Genomic DNA, 21,243 nt, shown 5'->3' with positions numbered 1-21,243 from the left:
GGATTGATGGGTTTGCCGAACGTGCCGGCGATGCTGGCCGATACGATACGTACGCGTGGGCGCGGCATCAAGAACCTGTTCGCCCGTTCGGCGGGCGAGCGGGTGGTGGTGCTGGAAAGCGACGACTGGGGCAGCCAGCGCGTGCCGTCGCTCTCCGCGTTGCGCCGACTGATCGCCGCCGAGGTGCTGACAGGCGAAAACCCGTACGACCGTGACACGTTGGAGACGGCGGCGGACCTGGAGGCGTTGCTCGACGTGCTCGACGGCGCGCGCGGCAGCGATGGGCGGCGGGCGGCGTTCAATTGCTACGTCAATCCGGCGAACCCCGATTTCGATGCCATTCGCGATGCGGAGTACAGCGCCTATTCCTGGGAGCCGCTGGGCGCGACGCTGGACCGCAGGGGCGACCGCGGCGCCGTGTTCGCTGCCTGGCGAACGGGCATGGCGGAGGGGATGCTGATCCCCGAATATCACGGGCGCGAGCATTTGAACGTGACGCTGTGGATGAAACATCTGCGCCGTGCGTCGCCGATGGTGCGCGCGGGATTCGATCATCGTTTCTACAGCGCGCCCGAGCCGTCGCTGCCCCCCGCCGCGAAGGGTTTTCGCGCGGCATATTTCTTTTCGGACCACAGCGAGATTCCCCTTCTGGAGGACATCCTGCATTCGGGCGCCGTCAGCTTCCGCGAGCAATTCGGCCGCAGCGCCGGTATATTCTGCCCGACCAACAACATCTTCCATCCCAAACTCTATGGTGCCGTGCGCCGGGCCGGGTGCCGGGGGATCATTCGCCACGTGCGCAATGTCGAGCCCGACGGGCGGGGCGGGGTGCGCCGGGTGTGGGGTGCGCCCGGGCTCTCGACGCACGCGCTGGGCAGCTTTGGGCGGAACACGATCTTCGAGCCGGCGCTCGGCTATGGCGTCGATCATGCATTGGCCGGCATCCGTTCGGCCTTCGCATGGGGAACGCCGGCGATCGTTTCGACGCATCGGCTGAACTATGTCGGCGGCATCGACCCAGCGGTGCGCGACAAGGGGCTCTTCGGGCTGCGTGCCTTGCTAGGGGCGATCCTGGCGCGGTGGCCCGATGTCCGCTTCGCGACGAGTGCGTCGCTTCTCTCCGCCGAGGCCGGGGCATGAGACGCGTGGGTTTCGTGCTCGCCACCACGGGGACGGGGGGCACAGAGCGCTATCTGCTGCGGCTGCTGGCGGCGCTGCCGCAGGACGTGGGCGCCGTGGTCTTCGTCCGCTCGGCAACCGCCGGGGACCTCCACCAGCGTTTCGTCGCGGCGGGAGCGGAACTGGTGTACCTGCCGCTGGGCTATGTCGATCCGCGGCGGATGGCGCAGTTCTGGCGCGCCATCGCCCGCCGCCGCCTGGATGCGCTGGTGGACCTGACGGGTATTTTCGGCGGCGTGCCCTTGCTGCTTGCCCGATTTAGCGGGGTACAGCGCCGTGTCGCCTTTCATCGCCGTTCGACGTTCGCCTTTCGCCAGACGCCGTGGCGGCGATTGTTCGCGTGGGTGTCTCGCCTGCTCGTCGAGCGATCGGCGACCGCCATCCTTTCCAACTCGCGCGCCGCACTGGCGCTGTTCCACCCCCGTCTGCTCGACGCCGATCCGCGGCTGGCCGTATTCGCCAATCCGATCGACCCGGCCGAACTGGCGCCCAGCCGGTCCCGGGAGGCGACGCGCGCCGCGCTGGGCCTCGATTCCGACGCATTTGCAGTGCTGCATGTCGGCCGCGTGGACCCGGCCAAGGATCATGCCACGCTGATCCATGCCCTGACGCTGGCCATGGCGGGGAACGAGCGCGTGCATGCCGTGCTGGCCGGGCCGGGAACGGCGGAACTGGTGGCATCGCTGCCGGCGCCATTTCGTGCGCGCTTTCGTCTGCTCGGCAACCGTGCCGACGTGGCGGACCTGTATCATGCTGCGGACCTGTTCGTGTTCCCGTCGATCACCGAAGGACAGCCCAATGCGCTGCTGGAAGCGATGCTTGCCGGGTTGCCCGTCGTCGCCAGCGATATTGCCCCGATCCGCGAAGTCGTGCCGATGCGCGGCTGGGATGGGCTGGTCCCTCCGCGCGACGCCGATGGCTTTGCCCGTGCGGTGTCGCAATGCGCGGCTGATGCGGGGGCATGCGCTTCCCGGCGATACGCCGCCGAAACCCGCGGCCTGACCGCGCCGGATGTCCATCTGCCGCGTCTCTTCTCGATCCTTCTGCCTGGGGCTGATGCGTGACCGATTTTGTTTCCGATGCCGCAGCCTCGGGCGTGCGCGTGCTGTATGTCGCGGTATCGACCGGGCACCTCGCGGTGTTTCACCGCCCCTATTTGCGCTGGCTGCGCGAGCGTGGGCACCGGGTCGACGTGGCGGCGGGGGAGTCGCCGGGGTTCGCGCTGCCGGAGGCGAGCGCGGTCCATCGCCTTGATTTCGCCCGCTCGCCGCTGAGTCCGCGCAACCTGCGCGCGTTCGCCCGGCTCGTCGCGCTGCTGCGCGCCGAGCGGTACGATCTCGTCCACTGCCACACACCCGTGGCCAGCGCGCTCAGCCGGCTCGCGTCGGTGTTCGCGCGCGGACGACCGGTGGTGATCTACACCGCGCACGGCTTTCACTTCTTTCCCGGCGCGCCCAGGGCCAATTGGCTGGTGTGGTTTCCCGCCGAGTGGCTGCTCGCGCGGCTGACGGACATTCTGGTCACGATCAACGCGTGGGATTTCGACGCAGCGCGGCGCCGGCTTGGCGCGCGCGATGTGCGCCGGGTCCCGGGGATGGGCGTCGATCTTGCGCGTTTCCGCCCATGGCCGGCGGCGGAGCGCGCCGCGAAGCGGGCCGAACTGGGCCTCGCGCAAGACGATTTCGTGCTGCTGTACATCGCCGAGTTCATCCCGCGAAAGAACCACGCGCTGCTGCTGGAAGCCTTTGCGCGCGTGTGCCGCGATGTCCCCCATGCGAAGTTGCTGCTGCCCGGCGACGGGCCGTTGCAGGAAGCGATGCGCGCCGCCTGTGTCGCGCGCGGGCTGGGCGATCGCGTGCGGTTCCTGGGCTTCCGCCGGGACATTCCCGCACTGGCCAACGTCGCGGACCTGGCGGTCAGCACCAGCCGGCATGAGGGCCTGCCGATCGGCCTGGTCGAAGTGATGGCGTGCGGCGTGCCGATCCTGGCCAGCGAGGATCGCGGGCACCGCGAACTCGTCGTGGAGGGAGAGACCGGCCACATCTTTGCGCAGGAAGATGCCGCCGGGCTGGCGGATCGCATCGTCGCGCTGTCGGCCAGTCCGTCGCGCCGCGCGGCGATGGGGGAGGCGGCGCGCCGTCACGTCGCGCGCTTCGCGCTCGATGCGGCACTGCCTGCGATGGTCGAGATTTACGAGGATGCCGAGCGCCTGATCGAGACGCGCCGGCACAAGGGGGCAGCATGACGGCGGACATATATGGCGGGATCAAGCGCGCGGGCGATCTGGCCGTGGCGGCGGGGGGGCTCGTCTTCCTGGCGCCGGCGATCCTTTTGTCGGTGGCGATGGTCTGGCTGGAGGACCCGTCGGCGCCCCCGTTTATCCGGCAGGAGCGCATCGGTCGCGGCGAGCGGCCCTTTTTCCTCGTAAAGCTGCGAACCATGCGTGCCGCGCGGTTCAGCGGTGCGCGAAAGCTGAGCGATGCGGAGAGGATGCTTCGCAGCGGAAGCTTCTTTCGCCGGTACAGCGTCGACGAACTCCCCCAGCTCTGGAACGTGCTGTGCGGGCAGATGAGCCTGATCGGTCCGCGACCGATGCCGATCGCGTATCTGCCCTATCTCTCGCCGGTAGAGCGGATGCGGCATCGGGTGCGGCCGGGGATGAGCGGGCTGGCGCAGGTGAGCGGGCGCAATTTCCTGTCCTGGGACCAGAAATTCGGGCTCGACGTGGAATATGTCCGCGCGTTCGGATGGCGTCAGGACGCCCGCATATTCCTGCTCACGCTCCTGCGGCTCGTGCACCCGACCGGAGTGGGCGTCCGGGGTGCCGACCTGCCGGTGCAGTCGCTGCACGAGTTGCGCGAACCCTGGCCGGTGGCGGAGCAGATGGGAGACGCGACCGGCCCGGCTGCCGCAGACGCCCGGCCGAAGACGGGTGCCGGGTCTGCGATATGAGCGATTCGCACCCTGACATGTTGGCGCGTGCAATGGACTCCGATCGCTGGGAACAGGGTTCTTACCCCTATATGCCCTCGCTTTTGCCCGGCGCGGCGTCGTCGAGATCCGGGCAGTGGGTGCCGCCAGAGAAGATGCTGGTAGGATCGGGCAGGATCGCCCTGGCGCGCCTGGTCCGGTTCGGGCGGGAAACGCGGGGGTGGTCGCGACTGCTGATCCCTTCTTATTATTGCCAGGACGTCGTCGATTATCTGGCCGGGGATACGCTGCCGATCGCGCGCTATCCCTGCGGCCCCTGGGGCAGCGAGGATATTCCCGAACCGGCGCCCGGCGACGTGCTGCTCCGCGTGGCGTATTTCGGCTGGAACGCGCTGCCCCCGGTTACGTTCTCGGGCGATGTTATCGAGGATCATACCCATAATCCCGAAGGCGGCGGCGAAGCGGACAGCGACTTCGCCTTTGCGTCGCTGCGCAAGATACTGCCGCTTCCCGATGGCGGGATGCTGTGGTCGCCGCGCGGGCATGCGCTGCCTCACTCGCCCGAGCCCGATGCAGGACACGATGCGGCGGCGCTGATGCGGCTCGCGGCGATGGCGATGAAGCGGGCGTATCTGCAGGGCGAGGCGATCGACAAGGCCATTGTGCGCGCCCTCGAGCTTTCGTCCGAGGCGGCGCTGCTGAAAGGCGGCGAGGCGCCGATTTCCGACTGGTCGCGCGTGCTGCTCGATCACCTGCCGCTTGCCGCGCTGGCCAGCGCCCGGCGGCGCAACCACCGGGTTTTCAGGGCTGCCATGGCGGGGTGCGAAGGTGCCCGCGTGCTCGGTCCTGCCGAACCGCTCGCTCCGGCGGTCGCGCTCGTGCGCGTCGCACCGGGGCTGTCCCGCGACGCGCTGCGTGCGCGTCTTTCCCAAGAAAGGATATATACGGCAGTGCTCTGGCCGATTCCCGAAGATTCCTCCGCCGATCCCGAGGCGCGCGCCTTTTCCGACTCCACCTTCGCGGTGCATGTCGATGGTCGCTATGGTCCCGCCGATATGGCCCGCGTGGCGGCCCGCATCCGTGCCCTTTCCGACAGTGCGGGTTGAGCCGGCGATGTCAGAATTCCTGTCGATCGACGATCCCAAATGGACGCGTGTGCTGCGCCGCTGCCATCACGACGTCTATCATCTCCCGGCCTATGTCGCGCTCGAAGCCGCCTGGACCGGGGGCTCCCCGACCGCGTTCCTGCATGTCTATGGCAATGACGGGATGCTCCTCCCGCTGATCGAGCGCCCCCTGCCGTCGGGGAATCCCGGCGCGGACATGGTGACGCCCTATGGGTATTCCGCGCCCATCTTCACCCGCGAGGCGCCGGCCGCCTTTCGCATTCGGGCGTTGCGCGCCTATCAATCGGCGGCGCGCGCGTCCGGCATCGTCACGACATTCGTGCGGCTGCATCCGATATTGATGCCTGCGCTCGATGCGTTCGAAGCCGGTGCGCCGGCGCAATGGACCCAGACGACGCGCGGGGTAACGCTCACCATGCCGCTGGAGCCGGACCCCGAGGCGTTCGCGGCGGGCATGGCGCGGGGGCATCGTGCCGGTATCAACCGGCTGCGCGCCGCCGGCTGCACGGTCGACGTGGATACCGACGCGGTGTGGGACGCCTTTCCCGAAATCTATCGCTTCACCATGGCCAAGGTCGGCGCAGCGACCGCCTATTTCTATGACGACGCCTATATAGAGCGGTTTCGCACGACGCTGGCGGGGCATGTGCACTGCGCGGGCGTGGTGGATGCCGACGGCCGGGTGATGTGCGCGGGTCTGTTCAGCCATGTGACCGACATCCTGCAATATCACCTGAGCGGGACCGCCGATGGCTGCGCCAAACAGGCGCCGATGAAGCTGCTGCTGGCGGGGATGCGCGATTGGGCGCGCGAGCGGGGGCTCGCGCATTTCCATCTTGGGGGTGGGCTTGGTTCCGTTCGAGACTCGCTGCACGCCTTCAAGCAGCAGTTCGGCGGGGAGGAACTGCCGTTCCGGACCGTATCGATCATCCATGATCATGAAACCTTCGATCGCGAGCGAACGCATCGGGCCGCCGCTGCCGGGCTCCACGAACTGCCCGAAACCGGGTTCTTCCCGCCGTATCGGGCGCCGCTGCCGCTAACGGAGGTCGTACAGTGAGCCGGACGCTGATGGTGCTCGGTGGTGCGGCCAAATCGTTGCCGCTCGTCCTCGCTGCGCGGCGCAAGGGGCACCGCGTGGTGCTCTGCGATCGCGATCCGTCCAACCCGTGCCGGGGGTTCGCGCAGGTCTTTCTGGAGATCAGCACGATGGATCGCGACGCGCTGGTGCGCGCGGCGCGGGAAGAGGCGGTCGATGGCATCGTCTCGTTCGGGTCGGATCGCATGGCGGAGGTCGTGGCGGACGTCGCCTCGGCGTGTGGCCTGCCGGGCAATCCACCCGAGGCGGTGCGCATTCTCGGTCGGAAGGACCTGTTCCGCGCATTCCTTGCCGGAAACGGGTTTGCGACGCCCCGCGCGGCCGTCGGCAATCGACCGGATGCCATCCGGGCGGCGTTGCATGACCACGCCCCCCCGCTGATCGTGAAGCCCGTGGACTCGGCGGGCAGCGCCGGCGTCACGCGCATCGACAGCTGGGCACAACTGCCGGCGGCGTTCGATGTCGCGCAGGCCGTATCGCCCTCGCGCGCAGTGATCGTCGAGACCTTTCTGGATCGCGCGCATGCCCATATGGTTGCGGGCGATGCGTTCGTCGTGGATGGGCGGGTAGCCTTCTGGGGGCTGCTCAACAGCCACCGCGGCGCCACCGACGCGCCGTTCCTGCCCACGGGGACCAGCCACCCCGTTCAATTGTCCGAGCAGCGCCAGGTCGAGGTGCGCAACACGATCCAGGCGCTGGTGGATGCGCTCGGGCTGCGCTTCGGCCCGTTGAACCTGGAATTGATGTATGCCCGCGACGACACGCTCCATATCATCGAAGTGGGTGCCCGAAACGGCGGGAATGCGATCCCGGAACTGATCGAGGATGCCACCGGCGTGGATCTGGTCGGCGCGCTGGTCGATGCAGCGGTTCGCGAGCCGGTGCGGCTGACGCCGCGGCCCAGGATGCGCTTCTCGGCGACGTATGTCGTTCATAGCCACCGTCCGGGCCGGTTCCGCTCGGTTGAGCTTGACCCGGCGGTGCGCCCGCACGTGTATCGGATGGTGCTCTTCGCTCGTCCGGGAGACGAAGTGCGCGCTTTCGATTGCGCGCCGCACGCGGTGGGGATGCTGTTCCTCGACTTCGCGACCTCGACCGAACAGCACCAGATGCTTGCGCGGATCAATGCATGCGTTTCCGTACGGCTCGATCCGATAGCCGGATGAAAGCTGCGGCATGAGGGCGGCGATCGACGCGCTTGCGTCGCCGCTGCCGATGCTGTGGGCGATGCTCGCGATCGCGCTCTGGCGGGCAAGCCGGCGCTGTCGGCCAGGATGGGCGTTTCGCATCGCGACCGCGCTGGTGGCGCTTGGCTGGATGCTCGGCTGCACCGCAGTGGTCGATCCGCTCGTCCGGCGGTGGGAAGGGGGCTTCGCCACGTCGCCGGGCGATCCGAAGCCGGGCGGCCCGCGCTGGATCGTCGTGCTGGCCGGGGGCGTGCAGGATGCGCCTGACCTGCCGCCCGCCGCGCGCCTGGTATCGAGCAGCCTGTACCGCGTAGCCGAGGGTGTCCGGCTCCAGCGCGCGTTGCCCGATGCGACGTTACTGCTGCTCACCGGAGCGCCGCCGGGCAGCGCCCGCACGGCCACCTTTGGCCAGGCCGCGCGGGCGATGGGCGCCGATCCCCGGCGGATGCGTCTCCTGGCCGGCGCGATGAACACCGAAGCGGAGGCAAGGCTGGTCGCGCGTGCGCTTCCGTCTGGCGCCGGGCTGTATCTGGTGAGCGAGGCGCTGCATCTGCGGCGCGCGACCTTTATCTTCCGCAGCATCGGGCTGGCGCCGGTCCCGGTCGCTGCCCAGGTCGGCGCGAACCCTGCGCCTCGACCACTCGGCATCGGCGCGTTCGTGCCGCACGCCGCGAACTATCGGAACGTCGAGCGGCTCCTGCACGAGCAGCTCGGTCTCTGGGCGCTCGGCCGCATCGGCTGAGGCCCCTCTGCGCCGCCCGTAGCGGCGGATAACTTCGAAAACTGCAAGGATTAGGTGCCGTGCTCAACACGTCCGTCGCGCCGTGGCCCTCATTTTCCGATGAGGAAGGCGATGTCGTTCGCCGCGTTCTGCTGTCTAACCGGGTGAATTATTGGACGGGCGAGGAATGCCGTCTGTTCGAGCATGAATTCGCCGCCTGGTGCGGGACCGATCATGCCCTGGCCCTCGCCAACGGCACGCTTGCGCTCGATCTCGCGTTGAAGGGGCTGGGGATCGGCCCCGGCGACGAAGTGATCGTCACTCCGCGCACCTTCATCGCCAGCATCTCCTGCGTCGTGAACGCGGGCGCCATTCCTGTGTTCGCCGATGTCGACCGGGACAGCGGCAATCTTTCGGCGCGTACGATCGCGGCGGCATGGACTCCGCGGACGCGCGCGGTGATCTGCGTGCATCTTGCCGGGTGGCCCTGCGACATGGACCCGATCATGGCGCTCGCGCGCGATCGTGGCTTCAAGGTGATCGAGGACTGCGCGCAGGCGCACGGCGCGCTGTACAAGGGCCGCAGCGTCGGCAGCATCGGGGATGTCGGGGCCTGGAGCTTTTGCCAGGACAAGATCATGTCGACCGGCGGCGAGGGGGGCATGGTCACCACCAACGACGAAGCGACCTGGCGGGCGATGTGGAGCTTCAAGGATCACGGCAAGAGCTATGCTGCGGTGTATGAGCGCGAGCATCCCCCGGGCTTTCGCTGGCTCCACGAAAGCTTCGGCACCAATTGGCGGATGACCGAGATACAGGCGGCGATCGGGCGCATCCAGTTGCGCCGCATGCCCGAATGGACGCGCGCGCGGGCGGCGAATGTCGAGGCCTTTCGGGCGGCGCTGGTGCCGTTTGCGGGACCGGGCGGCTTCGTCCGGCTGCCCCGTTTCGATGACGGGTGCGTTCCGTCCAGCCATTCCGAATGCTGCGTCCACGCCGCGTACAAATTCTATGCCTATGTGGTCCCCGAGGCGTTGCCGGAAGGGTGGAGCCGGGACCGCATCGTCGCCGAGATCCAGGCGCGCGGGGTGCCATGCTACCAGGGCTCCTGCTCCGAATGCTATCTGGAAAAGGCATTTGACGGCACCGGGTGGCGGCCGAAGCGCCGATTGCCGACGGCGCGGATGCTGGGGGAGACAAGCCTCATGCTGCTCGTTCACCCCACGCTGTCCCAGGCGGACCGCACGGCGACGGTAGCCGCGCTGACCGAGGTGTTCGACGCGATGCGGGGCCATGCCGCGCCCGTCGCGCAAAGGGCGGTAGCAAGCCGCAACTGACGAACCAGGCATCGGGGATTTCGGTCCGATGCCAGCCAGGGCGCCCGGGTGGGCGGCCCGTTTCGAATGCGCGCCGTGGCGGGGGGTGGGTCTTTCCGCGCGCGCTTTTCACTTTCCGCGCCTTTCCTTCCGCTGGCCTTGCGCCGGCCTGAGGGTGTGCGCCCAAACCCCGGGGGGGTATCGTGACACATAGTCTAAGCGCATCGATCCTGCGTTCGCTGGTCGGCCTGAGCCGGCGCCAGAAAAAGGTCGTCCAGGTGCTGGCCGACGCACTTCTCGTCGCCGGCAGCTTCATGCTGGTGATCGTGCTGCGCACCGAGACGCTGGAGTTTCTGCGCGATCCGGCGGTGTGGGGCCTGGCGATCGCGATGGTCGGGATCGCGCTGAGCATATTCACGGCGATGGGTCTCTACAGCCGGGTGATCCGTTATATCTCGCTGGAGGGGGCCGGGCCGATCCTCGCGGGGAACGCCGCCGCTGCGGCGTTCCTGTGCGCGCTGCTGCTTACCGTCGGGGCGCATGTGCCCCGCTCGGTCCCGGTCAGCTTCCTCCTGTTTTCGTGTACCGCTGTAACCGGCGCCCGACTGACCGTGCGGTTGCTGGTCAGCCGGTCGATGCGGCGCAACAAGGAGCGCGTGCTGATCTACGGCGCGGGCGAGGCGGGTCGCCAGCTCCTGAACGTGCTGCGCCAGGGTCGCACTCACGAACCGGTGGCGTTCGTCGATGACGCGGCGGTGCTCCGCAGGATGCGGATCAGCGGATGTCCGGTGCATCAGCCGGGCGACCTGCCGATGCTGATCGAGCGCCATAGCCTTCGCACGGTATTGCTCGCGGTTCCCAGCGCAACGGCGGCGGAGCGCAAGGCGATTTTGCGCCGACTGGAGCCGTTGCCCGTCCATGTCCAGACGGTGCCCGGCATAGCGGATCTCGTTTCCGGGCGGGCGAAGGTCAGCCAGGTACGCGACGTGCCGATCGAGGATCTGCTGGGCCGCAGCCCGGTGCCGCCCGATCCCGCGCTGCTGGCCACCAACATCCGGGGCAAGGTGGTGATGGTGACCGGCGCCGCAGGCTCCATCGGCAGCGAACTGTGCCGCCAGATCCTGCGGCAGCGCCCGGCGGCGCTTGTGCTGTACGAAATCTCCGAGGTCGGGCTGTACCAGATCGACATGGAACTGCGCGAGCGCGCCGCCGAGCTGGAGTCGCCGGTGCGGATCGTGCCGCTGCTCGGGTCGGTCGGGGATCGTCCGCGCGTCGATGCCGCGCTGCGCAATTTCGGGGTCCAGACGATCTATCACGCAGCGGCCTACAAACATGTGCCGCTGGTCGAGGAGAATGTGGTCCAGGGCATCCGCAACAACGTGTTCGGGACCGAGACGCTCGCCCGCGCGGCGGCGGGCGCAGGGGTCGAGATATTCGTGCTCATCTCCACCGACAAGGCGGTGCGGCCCACCAACGTGATGGGCGCGACCAAGCGGCTTGCAGAGCTCGTCTGCCAGCGCGAAGCGGCGCAGGGCAGCGCGACACGGTTCTCGATGGTGCGATTTGGCAACGTCCTGGGATCGTCCGGGTCGGTGATCCCGCGCTTTCGCGCCCAGATCGCGGCCGGCGGCCCGATCACGGTGACGCACCCGGACATCACGCGCTATTTCATGACGATCCCCGAGGCGGCGCAGCTCGTGATCCAGGCGGGCGCAATGGCCGATGCCGGCGAAGTGCTGGTGCTGGACATGGGCGAGCCGGTGCGGATCGTCGATCTTGCCGCGCGGATGATCCGCCTGTCGGGCCTGACTCCGCATATCGCCGAGCCCGAGGCTGCCGCTGCCCCGGCAGACTCCGATGGAGACCAGATCAGCATCGTCTTCACCGGGCTGCGCCACGGCGAGAAACTGTACGAGGAATTGCTGATCGACGCCGAGACCCGGCCCACCGGCCACCCGCTCATCCAGTCGGCGAGCGAGGCGGCGATGCCTAGCGCCGACCTGGCCGCATTGCTGCGCAGCCTTTATTCGGCATGTGAGCGATCCGATCTGGAGGGGGTCCGCGCGTTGCTCCAGCGGGCGCCGCTGGGGTATCGCCCGACCGGGGCGATCGCCGACCTGGTGTGGCGGGAACTGCCCCCGCAGCAAGCCGAGCGGATGCACGGACCCGCCGGGCAGATCGCGGCGTGACGAGACCGGGGAAACTGGCTTTCGTCGCCAGGCGCTATCACAGCAATCAGGCGCCGCTGATCGCCGAACTTGCGCGGCTGGGCTGGGAAATCGCGTTCTTCGCCGAATATGTCGGGCGTTCGGAGGACCATTCGACGGTGACGCCCGAGATCATCGGCCATCCGCGCGCGATAGTCCCGCCTTTCGACCGGCGCCAGACGCGCTTTGCGGTCTATTCGCCCGGCGCAATGCGGCGGATCGTCGCGGCGCGCCCGGACGTCGCGATTCTGCGCGATTTCTCGATCGCGACCTTGCTCCTCGCCTGGCGGCTGCGCGCTGCGGGCACGCGCGTGGTCCTGTACACCCAGCAGCCCTATCGCGTGAGTCACTATGGCTGGCCGCAGGCACTGTACCATCGCCTGTTCGCGCGCGACGTCGTGACACCCACCGACGGCTACACCGCACCGGGAGAACCCGCTCTGCCGCTGCGCAAGCGGAGCGGGGGGTGGGCGCCGACATGGCATTTCCTGCCCTTCGTCGCCCTGCCTGCGGGGCGGAGCGCAATGCCCGTGCGCGATGAATCTGCGCCGATCCGCATCCTGACCGTCGGCAAGTTCACCCCGCGCAAGAAGTTGCTCGAATGGATCGCGCTGGCCGGAGCGCTGACCGACGAGGGGCTTCGCATCACGCTTACCATCGCCGGTGCCCCATTGGACGCGGGCACGCTGGCCGCGGCGCAGCAAGCGCTGGCGCAGCTGCCGGGCGGGCGGCTGCTGGTCGATTACCCGCATGCCGCGATGCCGGCGCTTTACGCGGAACATGACCTGTTCGTGCTGCCTTCAGTGGCCGAACCCGCCTCGGTTTCGCAGCTGGAGGCCATGGCGCACGGCGTGCCCGTGATCTGCTCCAGCGACAACGGCACGGCCTGTTATGTCGATCACGGCCGAAGCGGCTATGTTTTCGACGCCCGCAACTGGGAGACCTCGCTGGCCGATTGCGTGCGCCGCGCGGCCAGCGCCATCGCTTCGGGGCAGTCGCCGGGCGACCGGGGGCGCGAAGCCGTCGCGCGATCCCACACCGTAACTCCCTGGCACGATCTGCTGCGGTCGATCCTGCCCCGTCCAAGGAATTCCCGTCGATGACCATGCCTCCGGAGCGGACGGCACCGCCCATCCTGTCGTGCCTGCTGGCAATCCATCGGTACGATCGCTACGTACCGATCGCGATCCAGAGCATCCTCGACCAGAGTTTCACGGACTTCGAGCTGCTGGTCCTCGTCAACGGCGATCCTGCCGTCGCCGACCAGGTTCGCGCTGACTTTGCCGATCCGCGGATCATCGTCAGCTACAGCCCCGTGCAGCAGCTGGGCCACAATCTGAACCGGGGCCTGGAGCAGGCGCGGGGCACGTTCATCGCGCGGATGGACGGCGACGACATCGCAACGCCGACGCGCTTCGCCGAGCAGCTCCGGCGCCTGCAAGAGCGGCCGGAACTGGTGATGGTCACGTGCCGCGCCCGCTCTATCGATGCCGAGGGGCGGGACCTGCCCGGGCGTGTCGGGGAGCCCCGCTGGATCGACCGCCGGCTGTGGCTGAAGAACCCCATCTGCCACCCGGCGGCGATGTTCCGCAAACAGCCGGTCATGGCCGTGGGCGGCTATGCGGCGATCGTGGCGCAGGATTATGAACTCTGGCTCCGCCTCGACCGTCGCCATGGTCGGAACTTTTACGAGGTGATGCCGGATTGCCACCTCAAGTTTCGCGATCACGCCCTCCAGACCCGGGGAAAGACCGAAGGCTATGCGGTCAGCGCCGGGTTGCTCCTGCGGGAATTCGTGGCGCGCCGCGACGCGCGGTTCCTGCTCGGCGCGACGCTGATGGTCGTGCGGGGGCTCGCCCGGCCTCGACCCGCGCGCAACCCCAACGGACAATGAACTGCGGCACCAAACCCTCGCCACAATGAGGCAAATTTGATTCGGTCCGCGAGGTCCATTTCACTATGGCAACGATAAAGGGAGCGATCCGGATGATAAAAAGACTAATCGCGTGCGTATTGATGCTGTGCTGCGCCGTTCCTGCGTATGCCGATCCCTATAATTTCAACTTCACCTTCACCAACCCCGGCGCGGTGATGCTCAACGATGGGCTGGGATCGGGGACTCGCACCTTTTCGGGCGTGTTCACCTATGACAGCGCCACGGGCGAGACGAGTTTCGTCTCCGGCACCTATAGCAACGCAAACGGATCGATGGCGCTCAGCAGCGCGGATGTGAACAACATCGCGGCGTCGTTTGTGTCGGGCGCGACACCGCGACTGAACGTGTTGCTGTTCGACTGGAACAGTACGCTTGGCGGTGCCGAATATGCGGACGATGTCTATTCCTACTCTAATGGTCGTCTGACCTGGGACAGCGGCTTGGGCTCGGGCCAGTTCGAGCGCGTGACCAGCCCCACGTCCACTTATATCCAGCCGGTATCGGTGCCGGAGATCGGCGGCCCTTCGCTGGCGGGGGTCGCGTTCATCCTCCTGTCCCTGCTGGGTGCGCTCGGGTTCTATGGGGTTCCCGGATTGCGCAAGCCTGTGCGCTCGAACCTGCGTCCGGCGCTGGTTTGAACATGGGCGATACCGGTCGCCGCCCCAGGCGCAGGGGCATTCGGGGTGGTCTTGCCGCATTGGGACTTTGCCTCGCCTGCCCGGCGGGAAGCGCGGTCGCAAGCGACCTGCCGCAACAGGCGAGCGCCGTTGCTCCGGCGCAGGTCGTCACTCGGACGGCGACGGGCACCCACGTCATCGGCGCGGCGACTGCGCACGTCAGGCTGGTCGAGTTCGTCAGCTACACCTGCCCCTATTGTGCGATCTACGAGATGTATGCCGCGCCCTTCCGGGCAGAACGGCTGGAAAAGTCCGGCGTGCTCAGCGTCGAAGTGCGCCATGTCATCCACGATTCGGTCGATCTCGCGACCGCGCTTCTGGCCCGCTGCGGCGCGGACGCGCGGTTCTTCGAGCGGCACAACGCCTATATGCACCGCCAGCGCGTGACGCTGTCCGCGATCACGCCCGAGCTGGAGCAGGCGTGGCGCAAACTGCCTCTGAAGGATCAGATGCCCCGGATCGCGCAGGACACCGGGCTGCTCGAATTCGCTGCGACGCTTGGTACCACCGACGCCGAAGCTGCGGCCTGCCTTGGCAACGCGACGGAAATCCAGACGCTCCAGGCAATGACCGAAGCTGCCGCCCGGCAAGGTGGCGAGACCGTTCCGGGTTTCGTGCTGAATGGCAAGCTGCTGGTCGACATCCATAGCTGGGCGGGCGTGCGCAACCATCTCGACCGCGCGCTGCTCGAGGCCGGTGGCGGGGTGCGCAAGCCGGGCGGCTGACAAGACCCCACCCACACCGCTCCCGGCAGAGTCGGGCAAACACAAAGGACGGTTATCGGCTACAGCGCCGATGACCGTCTTTTGGTATGAGTCGACGGCGTTGTTCGTGGGTGCTGCGCGCTACGCACCACTCCCCGGCTGCCCATGGCTGCCGCTTGCCCGATACCGCCGGGCTGCAACCAGCAGGATCGCGCCCAGGACAGCTAGACTCCCGCCGCGCACCACCCAGGTGCGACTGTCGATCATGAAACTGCTGCTGGGCCAGCGCACCACGCCCAGCCCCTGGAGCAGGAAGAGCACGCCGAACGCCAGCGCGACGATACCGGCAAGGGTCAGGATGGTCTGGCGCATCGAACGGCTCCCTTTCGGGCAAGCGTAGCGCGCGGAAAGGGCGGGGGATAGAGCACGCCCGATGCGAAACCGCCCCGCAGCCCGGTTGGGGCGACGGGGCGGAAACGGAATGCGGGAACCGGTCGTGCCCGGGACGGGCGGCGACCGGCGCCGGGATCAGCGGTTGGCGATCGGGGTGTAATCGCGCTGCGTCGGGCCGGTGTAGAGCTGGCGCGGACGGCCGATCTTCTGCTCGGGGTCCGAGATCATCTCGTTCCACTGCGCGACCCAGCCGACGGTGCGGGCAAGGGCGAACAGCGCGGTGAACATCGTCGTCGGGAAACCGATCGCCGACAGGATCACGCCCGAATAGAAATCGACGTTCGGGAACAGCTTCTTCTCGACGAAGTAATCGTCCTTGAGCGCCATTTCCTCGAGCTGCAGTGCCACTTCGAACACGGGGTCCGTCACGTTGAGCGCGGCGAAGACTTCGCGCACGGTCTTCTGCATCACGGTCGCGCGCGGATCGTAGTTCTTGTACACGCGGTGGCCGAAGCCCATCAGGCGGAACGGATCGTTCTTGTCCTTCGCACGGGCGATGAACTCGGGGATGCGCTCCGGACGGCCGATTTCGTGCAGCATGTTGAGCGCGGCTTCGTTCGCGCCGCCATGCGCCGGGCCCCACAGGCAGGCGATGCCCGCCGCGATGCACGCGAACGGGTTGGCGCCCGACGAACCGGCAAGGCGCACGGTCGAGGTCGAGGCGTTCTGCTCGTGATCGGCGTGGAGGATGAAGATGCGGTCGAGCGCCTTTTCCACCACCGGGTTCACTTCATATTCCTCGGCCGGAACGCCGAAGGTCATGCGCAGGAAGTTGCCGGTGTAGCTCAGGTCGTTCTTCGGATAGAGGAACGGCTGGCCGACGCTGTACTTGTACGCCATCGCCGCGATCGTCGGCATCTTGGCGATCAGGCGGTGCGACGCGATCATGCGCTGCGTCGGATCGGTAATGTCGGTCGAATCGTGGTAGAAGGCCGAAAGCGCGCCGACGACGCCGCACATCACCGCCATCGGGTGCGCGTCGCGACGGAAGCCGCGATAGAAGGTCGCCAGCTGCTCGTGCAGCATGGTGTGGCGCGTGATCGTGCGCGTGAAGCTGTCCAGCTCGCCCTGGTTCGGCAGTTCGCCGTTGAGCAGCAGGTAGCTGACTTCCATGAAGCTGGAATTCTCTGCCAGCTGTCCGATCGGATAGCCGCGATGGAGCAGAACGCCCTCGTCGCCATCGATAAACGTCAGGCCCGACTCACACGATGCCGTCGACGTGAAGCCGGGGTCATAGGTGAACATGCCCGTCTGGGCATACAGCTTGCGAATATCGACGACATCGGGGCCGGTGCTGCCCGTCAGGATCGGATATTCAACGTCCTTCCCCGGAACCTGCAGCTTTGCGGTGTCGGTCATAGTCGTCGTCCTTCGTTGGCCCGGCTTTCAGGCGGGCACGGTCATCTGATCGGCAATGCGCGCCAGGCTTTCTTCGCGGCCCAGCAACAGCAGGACGTCGAAGATTCCAGGCGAGGTGCGCCGCCCGGTCAACGCTGCGCGCAACGGTTGCGCAGCGGCGCCGAGCTTAACACCCGCATCGTCCGCGACGGTGCGTACCGCCGCTTCGAGCGTCTCCGTATCCCAGGCATCGGCCGCGTCAAGCGCGGTATATACCCGGGCCAGTAGAGCCCGCGCGTCGCCCTCTAGCAGACCCTTTGCGGCTTCGTCCATTTCCAGTGGGCGGTTGCGAAACAGGAAGCCCGCGCCATCGGCTAACTCGATGAGATTGGCAGCGCGCGGCTTCAGCGCGGCCATGCTGCGGCGCAAAAGCTCGTGCTGCTCTGCCGAAAGTTCGAACGGCAAGCGGGGGGCGACCAGATCGGCCAGGCGGGCATCGTCGCTCGCGCGGATATAATGACCGTTCAGGTTCTCGAGCTTCTTCAGATCGAACCGGGATGGTGATTTGCCCACCCCGCCCAGATCGAACCACTCGATCGCCTGGTCCCGGCTGATGATCTCGTCGTCGCCATGGCCCCAGCCGAGGCGCAGCAGATAGTTCGACACCGCTTCCGGCAGCAGCCCCAGCTCGTCGCGATAGGCATCGACGCCCAGCGCGCCGTGGCGCTTCGACAGCTTGGCGCCGTCCGCGCCGTGGATCAGCGGGATGTGCGCATATTCCGGCTCGTCCCAGCCCATCGCGCGATAGATCGGCAGCTGGCGGAAGGCGTTGTTGAGGTGATCGTCGCCACGAATGACATGGGTGACGCCCATGTCGTTGTCGTCGACCACAACGGCCAGCATATAGGTAGGCGTGCCGTCCGAGCGGAGCAGGACGAGATCGTCGATCTCAGCATTCTGCACGGTCACGTCGCCCTGCACCCGGTCGCGGATCGTCACCGCGCCCTCGCTCGGCGCCTTGAGCCGCACGACGAAGGGCTTCCCCTCCTCGGTCGCGCCCGGCGTCTTGTCGCGCCAGGGCGAGCGGATGCGCAGCGGCCTCTTGGTCGCCTCCGCCTCGGCGCGCATCGCCGCCAGCTCGTCCTGCGTCAGGTAGCAGCGATACGCCGCGCCCCGCGCGATCATTTCGTGCGCGACTTCGGCATGGCGCGCGGCGCGGGCGAACTGATAGGTTTCCTCGCCGTCCCACTCCAGGCCGAGCCAGCGCATCCCGTCGAGGATCGCCTCGATCGCCGGCTGGGTGGAACGCGCGCGATCGGTATCCTCGATCCGCAAGCGGAACTTGCCCCCATGGTGCCGCGCGAACAGCAGGTTGAACAGCGCCGTGCGCGCCCCCCCGATATGGAGGAACCCCGTGGGCGAAGGCGCAAAGCGCGTGACGACAGGCTTGGCGCCCGCGATTTCAGATGTTGCGCTCAACCGCGCGTGCTCCCAGACTATATGATCGATGGCCAGCTCAGCCGCCGAGGCCCCTAGCACGGGGTTATCCTCCCTTCAAATGGGGGTGGCGCGCGCCGTTCGCCAGCTTTCCGAACGGGTGGAAGTCTGGCTGGAGGCAGAGCGCGAGCAGCTTGTCCTGTGGTTGCCGGTGATGCTGGGTGTGGGGATCACGGCGTGGTTTCTCCTTCCCGATGCCGTGCGCTGGATCGCGTTGCTGAGCGCAATGGCGGCATTGGCGCTGGTCGGCGTCGCGCTGGCCGGGGTGGGCAGGGCGCCGCGCGCGCTCACCATGGCCGCGCTTGCCGTTGCGGCGGGGTGCGCGCTGGTCTGGGTACGGGCGGAGCGAGTCGCGGCACCCGTGCTGGCGCGCCCGGCGATGGTCGCGTTCGAGGGGCGGGTCGAGGCAGTCGAGCATCTTGCCGCGCGCGGGCTGGTGCGCGTCACGCTGGCACCCGTGGCGCGGCCGGACCTGCCGCCGCGCGTGCGCGTGAACATCGCCGAGGAGGAGGTGCCGGCGGGGCTGGGGCGGCGCGCGGTGCTGCGGCTGCGCGCGCGGCTGATGCCGCCGGCGCCGCCTTCGGTGCCCGGCGCCTATGATTTCGCGCGCGCGGCGTGGTTCGCCGGGCTGGGCGCGACGGGCAAGGCCTTTGCGCCCGTGGAACTGCTCGCGCCGGGCGACTCGCCGGGGTCGGACCTGCGCGCGCGCCTGTCGACGCATATCCAGTCGCGCCTGCCCGGCAGCGGCGGCGGCATCGCCAGCGCGCTGGCGACCGGCGACACCGGCGCGATCAGCGAGGACGACTCGACCGCGATGCGCCGCGCCGGGCTGACGCACCTGTTGTCGGTCAGCGGGCTGCACGTCAGTGCGGTGACCGCGGCGGCGATGCTGGTCGTGCTGCGGCTGCTGGCGCTCAGCCCGGCGCTGGCGCTGCGCGTTCGGCTGCCGCTGGTCGCGGCGGGAGCGGGGGCGCTCGCGGCGGTGGGGTACACGATCCTGACCGGTGCGCAGGTGCCGACGATGCGATCCTGCGCGGCGGCGCTGCTGGTGCTGCTTGCGCTCAGCCTCGGGCGCGAGGCGATCACGCTGCGGCTGATCGCGGCGGGGGCAGTGATCGTGTTGCTGCTCTGGCCCGAATCGCTCGCCGGCCCCAGTTTCCAGCTGAGCTTCGCCGCCGTCACTGCGATCGTCGCGCTCCACGAGAGCCCGCGCGTGCGCGGCTGGTTCCTGAAGCGCGAGGAGGGATGGGGCCCGCGCCTCGCCCGCGCACTGGCCTCGCTGTTGCTGACCGGGCTGGTCGTCGAACTCGCGCTGATGCCGATCGCACTGTTCCATTTCCATAAGTCCGGGCTCTACGGCGCGGCGGCGAACATCGTCGCGATTCCGCTGACCACCTTCGTCATCATGCCGCTGGAGGCGCTGGCGCTGGCGCTCGACCTTGTTGGGCTCGGCGCGCCGCTGTGGTGGCTGACGGCGCGCGCGCTCGACCTGTTGCTGGGGCTGGCGCACGTCACTGCGTCGGCGCCGGGATCGGTCCTGCCGCTGCCGGGAATGCCGGGGGGCGCCTATGCGCTGATGGTGGCGGGCGGGCTGTGGCTGGCGCTGTGGCGGACGCGGGTGCGCTGGGCGGGCGCGGCGCCGCTGGCGGCGGGCATGGCCTGGGCGCTGCTGACGCCGGCGCCCGACCTGCTGGTGACGGGCGATGGCCGGCACCTCGCGATCCGCACCGATACGGGGGGCATGGCGCTGCTGCGCGACCGCGCGGGCGACTATACCCGCACGATGCTGGGCGAGAATGGCGGCGTGGACGAGGATTTCGACGATCTGGCGACCGTCCCCGAAGCGCGATGCAGCCCGGACCTTTGCCTGGTCGATGTCGAGCGCGGCGGCAGGCGATGGCGAATCGCGGCGACGCGCAGTCCCTATCCAATCGCTTGGGGCGACATGGTCGCGCTGTGCCGCACCGCCGATCTGGTCGTGAGCGACCGCCGCCTGCCGCGCGGCTGCGTGCCGCGCTGGATGAAGCTCGATCGCGCGGCACTGGCCCAGACGGGCGGCGTGGCGATCCGGTTCGCAAATGCCCAGGTCACCACGGTCCGTTCGGGCGGATCACACCCCTGGCACAGGCCGCCGACCGTGCAGCCGCCCTTCGATCGCGCGAGCCGCAGGACCGCAGCGGCATCCACGCCGCCGCGCACCCTTCAATAACGGCGGAGCAGCCCGGCCAGCTTGCCCTGCACGCGCACCTGCTTCGGGTGATAGCGCTGGGGATCATAGGCGCGGTTCGCCGGATCGAGCCGGATCATCCCGCCTTCCTTGCGGAAGAATTTCAGCGTCGCCTCGGCCTCGTCGATCAGCGCCACGACGATCTCGCCGTCGCGCGCCGTCTCGGTCCGGCGGATCAGCGCGTAATCGCCGTCCAGGATGCCGGCCTCGACCATCGAATCGCCTGCCACTTCCAGCGCATAATGCTCGCCCGATCCCAGCAGGGCGGCGGGCACCGGCAGCATCGCGGACCCCTCCAGCGCCTCGATCGGCGTACCGGCGGCGATCCGGCCGTGCAGCGGAATCTCCACTACGTCGTTGGCGGGCGCCGGGGGTGCAACCGGCGCGCTCGCCTCACGCTTCGGCGCGGCCTTCTTCACGTCGCCGCGTTCGGGCATGCGCAGCACTTCGAGTGCGCGCGCGCGATTGGGCAGGCGGCGAATGAACTCGCGTTCCTCCAGCGCGCTGATGAGCCGGTGCACGCCCGACTTGGACTTCAGGTCGAGCGCTTCCTTCATTTCCTCGAACGAAGGCGAGACGCCGGTGTCGTTGAGCCGATCGGCAATGAAGCAAATCAGTTCGTGCTGCTTGCGCGTCAGCATGCA

General features: G+C 68.2%; 19 protein-coding genes. 15 read left to right on the top strand and 4 right to left on the bottom strand.

Translation table 11 applies throughout. From position 1 onward, the window contains the following. Nucleotides 1-6 precede the first annotated feature (6 nt). The 14 genes from ACG3SL_RS09845 (at nt 7) to ACG3SL_RS09780 (ending at nt 15,105) form a co-directional block, all read left to right on the top strand. Nucleotides 7-1,140 (top strand): hypothetical protein, encoded by a 1,134-nt coding sequence (locus ACG3SL_RS09845; protein ID WP_448664955.1) that lies wholly within the window; start codon nt 7-9, stop codon nt 1,138-1,140. Beyond that, nucleotides 1,137-2,243, top strand: a complete 1,107-nt coding sequence (locus ACG3SL_RS09840; RefSeq protein ID WP_448664954.1) for a glycosyltransferase — start codon at nt 1,137-1,139, stop codon at nt 2,241-2,243. The genes ACG3SL_RS09845 and ACG3SL_RS09840 overlap by 4 nt, the downstream gene beginning before the upstream one ends. Further along, nucleotides 2,240-3,424, top strand: coding sequence for a glycosyltransferase family 4 protein (locus ACG3SL_RS09835; protein WP_448664953.1), 1,185 nt, complete (start codon nt 2,240-2,242; stop codon nt 3,422-3,424). Before ACG3SL_RS09840 ends, ACG3SL_RS09835 begins: the two co-directional genes overlap by 4 nt. Continuing rightward, nucleotides 3,421-4,131, top strand: coding sequence for a sugar transferase (locus ACG3SL_RS09830; protein ID WP_448664952.1), 711 nt, complete (start codon nt 3,421-3,423; stop codon nt 4,129-4,131). The genes ACG3SL_RS09835 and ACG3SL_RS09830 overlap by 4 nt, the downstream gene beginning before the upstream one ends. A gap of 32 nt (nt 4,132-4,163) precedes the next feature. Further along, nucleotides 4,164-5,216, top strand: a complete 1,053-nt coding sequence (locus tag ACG3SL_RS09825) for a hypothetical protein (RefSeq protein ID WP_448664951.1) — start codon at nt 4,164-4,166, stop codon at nt 5,214-5,216. Nucleotides 5,217-5,223: 7 nt separating this feature from the next. Continuing rightward, complete coding sequence (locus tag ACG3SL_RS09820; protein WP_448664950.1) at nt 5,224-6,297, top strand: GNAT family N-acetyltransferase; 1,074 nt, start codon at nt 5,224-5,226, stop codon at nt 6,295-6,297. Next, the gene (locus ACG3SL_RS09815) at nt 6,294-7,502 is read left to right on the top strand and encodes an ATP-grasp domain-containing protein (RefSeq protein ID WP_448664949.1); all 1,209 of its coding nucleotides are present in this window, start codon (nt 6,294-6,296) and stop codon (nt 7,500-7,502) included. Before ACG3SL_RS09820 ends, ACG3SL_RS09815 begins: the two co-directional genes overlap by 4 nt. 10 nt (nt 7,503-7,512) lie before the next feature. Continuing rightward, on the top strand, nt 7,513-8,265 hold the full coding sequence (locus ACG3SL_RS09810; protein ID WP_448664948.1) for an ElyC/SanA/YdcF family protein: 753 nt from the start codon (nt 7,513-7,515) through the stop codon (nt 8,263-8,265). 59 nt (nt 8,266-8,324) lie between these two features. Then, on the top strand, nt 8,325-9,581 hold the full coding sequence (locus ACG3SL_RS09805) for a DegT/DnrJ/EryC1/StrS family aminotransferase (RefSeq protein ID WP_448664947.1): 1,257 nt from the start codon (nt 8,325-8,327) through the stop codon (nt 9,579-9,581). Between the two features lie 182 nt (nt 9,582-9,763). Further along, nucleotides 9,764-11,749: a polysaccharide biosynthesis protein gene (locus ACG3SL_RS09800; RefSeq protein ID WP_448664946.1), complete on the top strand. Its 1,986-nt coding sequence runs from the start codon at nt 9,764-9,766 to the stop codon at nt 11,747-11,749. After that, nucleotides 11,746-12,870, top strand: a complete 1,125-nt coding sequence (locus ACG3SL_RS09795) for a glycosyltransferase family 4 protein (protein WP_448664945.1) — start codon at nt 11,746-11,748, stop codon at nt 12,868-12,870. The genes ACG3SL_RS09800 and ACG3SL_RS09795 overlap by 4 nt, the downstream gene beginning before the upstream one ends. After that, nucleotides 12,867-13,661 carry a glycosyltransferase gene (locus ACG3SL_RS09790; RefSeq protein WP_448664944.1) on the top strand — a complete coding sequence of 265 codons (795 nt, stop codon included), beginning with the start codon at nt 12,867-12,869 and terminating at the stop codon, nt 13,659-13,661. Before ACG3SL_RS09795 ends, ACG3SL_RS09790 begins: the two co-directional genes overlap by 4 nt. Nucleotides 13,662-13,753: 92 nt before the next feature. After that, entirely contained in the window at nt 13,754-14,341 is a 588-nt protein-coding gene (locus ACG3SL_RS09785) for a hypothetical protein (protein ID WP_448664943.1), read from the top strand. Between the two features lie 2 nt (nt 14,342-14,343). Further along, nucleotides 14,344-15,105 (top strand): DsbA family protein, encoded by a 762-nt coding sequence (locus tag ACG3SL_RS09780; protein ID WP_448664942.1) that lies wholly within the window; start codon nt 14,344-14,346, stop codon nt 15,103-15,105. 120 nt (nt 15,106-15,225) lie between these two features. Here the strand turns inward: ACG3SL_RS09780 and ACG3SL_RS09775 are convergent, their stop codons facing one another. From ACG3SL_RS09775 to gltX, 3 genes are all read right to left on the bottom strand, one after another. Then, nucleotides 15,226-15,456 (bottom strand): hypothetical protein, encoded by a 231-nt coding sequence (locus tag ACG3SL_RS09775; protein WP_448664941.1) that lies wholly within the window; start codon nt 15,454-15,456, stop codon nt 15,226-15,228. A 156-nt stretch (nt 15,457-15,612) separates the two neighbouring features. Then, nucleotides 15,613-16,896 carry a citrate synthase gene (locus ACG3SL_RS09770; protein ID WP_448664940.1) on the bottom strand — a complete coding sequence of 428 codons (1,284 nt, stop codon included), beginning with the start codon at nt 16,894-16,896 and terminating at the stop codon, nt 15,613-15,615. Between the two features lie 27 nt (nt 16,897-16,923). Further along, the gene (gltX, locus tag ACG3SL_RS09765) at nt 16,924-18,354 is read right to left on the bottom strand and encodes a glutamate--tRNA ligase (protein ID WP_448664939.1); all 1,431 of its coding nucleotides are present in this window, start codon (nt 18,352-18,354) and stop codon (nt 16,924-16,926) included. 79 nt (nt 18,355-18,433) lie between these two features. Between gltX and ACG3SL_RS09760 the strand changes: the two genes are divergently transcribed. Beyond that, nucleotides 18,434-20,581, top strand: coding sequence for a ComEC/Rec2 family competence protein (locus tag ACG3SL_RS09760; RefSeq protein ID WP_448664938.1), 2,148 nt, complete (start codon nt 18,434-18,436; stop codon nt 20,579-20,581). On the opposite strand, the gene lexA is transcribed toward ACG3SL_RS09760, so the two are convergent. Beyond that, a complete protein-coding gene (gene lexA / locus ACG3SL_RS09755) occupies nt 20,575-21,240 on the bottom strand; it encodes a transcriptional repressor LexA (protein ID WP_448664937.1) in 666 nt (221 codons plus the stop codon). The two genes, ACG3SL_RS09760 and lexA, sit on opposite strands and share 7 nt — an antisense overlap. Nucleotides 21,241-21,243 lie beyond the last annotated feature (3 nt).

It is taken from the genome of Sphingomonas degradans (assembly GCF_053502645.1).
Note: the sequence above shows the minus strand (reverse complement) of the source record. Positions and strands in the feature narration are given on the sequence as shown.

What these genes read in the sequence shown, in the direction of transcription:
- ACG3SL_RS09780 (WP_448664942.1), top strand. Translation starts at nt 14,344, where the DNA reads ATGGGCGATACCGGTCGCCGCCCCAGGCGCAGGGGCATTCGGGGTGGT.
- ACG3SL_RS09810 (WP_448664948.1), top strand. Translation starts at nt 7,513, where the DNA reads ATGAGGGCGGCGATCGACGCGCTTGCGTCGCCGCTGCCGATGCTGTGG.
- lexA (WP_448664937.1), bottom strand. Translation starts at nt 21,240, where the DNA reads ATGCTGACGCGCAAGCAGCACGAACTGATTTGCTTCATTGCCGATCGG.
- ACG3SL_RS09785 (WP_448664943.1), top strand. Translation starts at nt 13,754, where the DNA reads ATGATAAAAAGACTAATCGCGTGCGTATTGATGCTGTGCTGCGCCGTT.
- ACG3SL_RS09760 (WP_448664938.1), top strand. Translation starts at nt 18,434, where the DNA reads ATGGGGGTGGCGCGCGCCGTTCGCCAGCTTTCCGAACGGGTGGAAGTC.
- ACG3SL_RS09820 (WP_448664950.1), top strand. Translation starts at nt 5,224, where the DNA reads ATGTCAGAATTCCTGTCGATCGACGATCCCAAATGGACGCGTGTGCTG.
- ACG3SL_RS09845 (WP_448664955.1), top strand. Translation starts at nt 7, where the DNA reads ATGGGTTTGCCGAACGTGCCGGCGATGCTGGCCGATACGATACGTACG.
- ACG3SL_RS09775 (WP_448664941.1), bottom strand. Translation starts at nt 15,456, where the DNA reads ATGCGCCAGACCATCCTGACCCTTGCCGGTATCGTCGCGCTGGCGTTC.
- ACG3SL_RS09770 (WP_448664940.1), bottom strand. Translation starts at nt 16,896, where the DNA reads ATGACCGACACCGCAAAGCTGCAGGTTCCGGGGAAGGACGTTGAATAT.
- ACG3SL_RS09830 (WP_448664952.1), top strand. Translation starts at nt 3,421, where the DNA reads ATGACGGCGGACATATATGGCGGGATCAAGCGCGCGGGCGATCTGGCC.
- ACG3SL_RS09790 (WP_448664944.1), top strand. Translation starts at nt 12,867, where the DNA reads ATGACCATGCCTCCGGAGCGGACGGCACCGCCCATCCTGTCGTGCCTG.
- ACG3SL_RS09840 (WP_448664954.1), top strand. Translation starts at nt 1,137, where the DNA reads ATGAGACGCGTGGGTTTCGTGCTCGCCACCACGGGGACGGGGGGCACA.
- ACG3SL_RS09825 (WP_448664951.1), top strand. Translation starts at nt 4,164, where the DNA reads ATGGACTCCGATCGCTGGGAACAGGGTTCTTACCCCTATATGCCCTCG.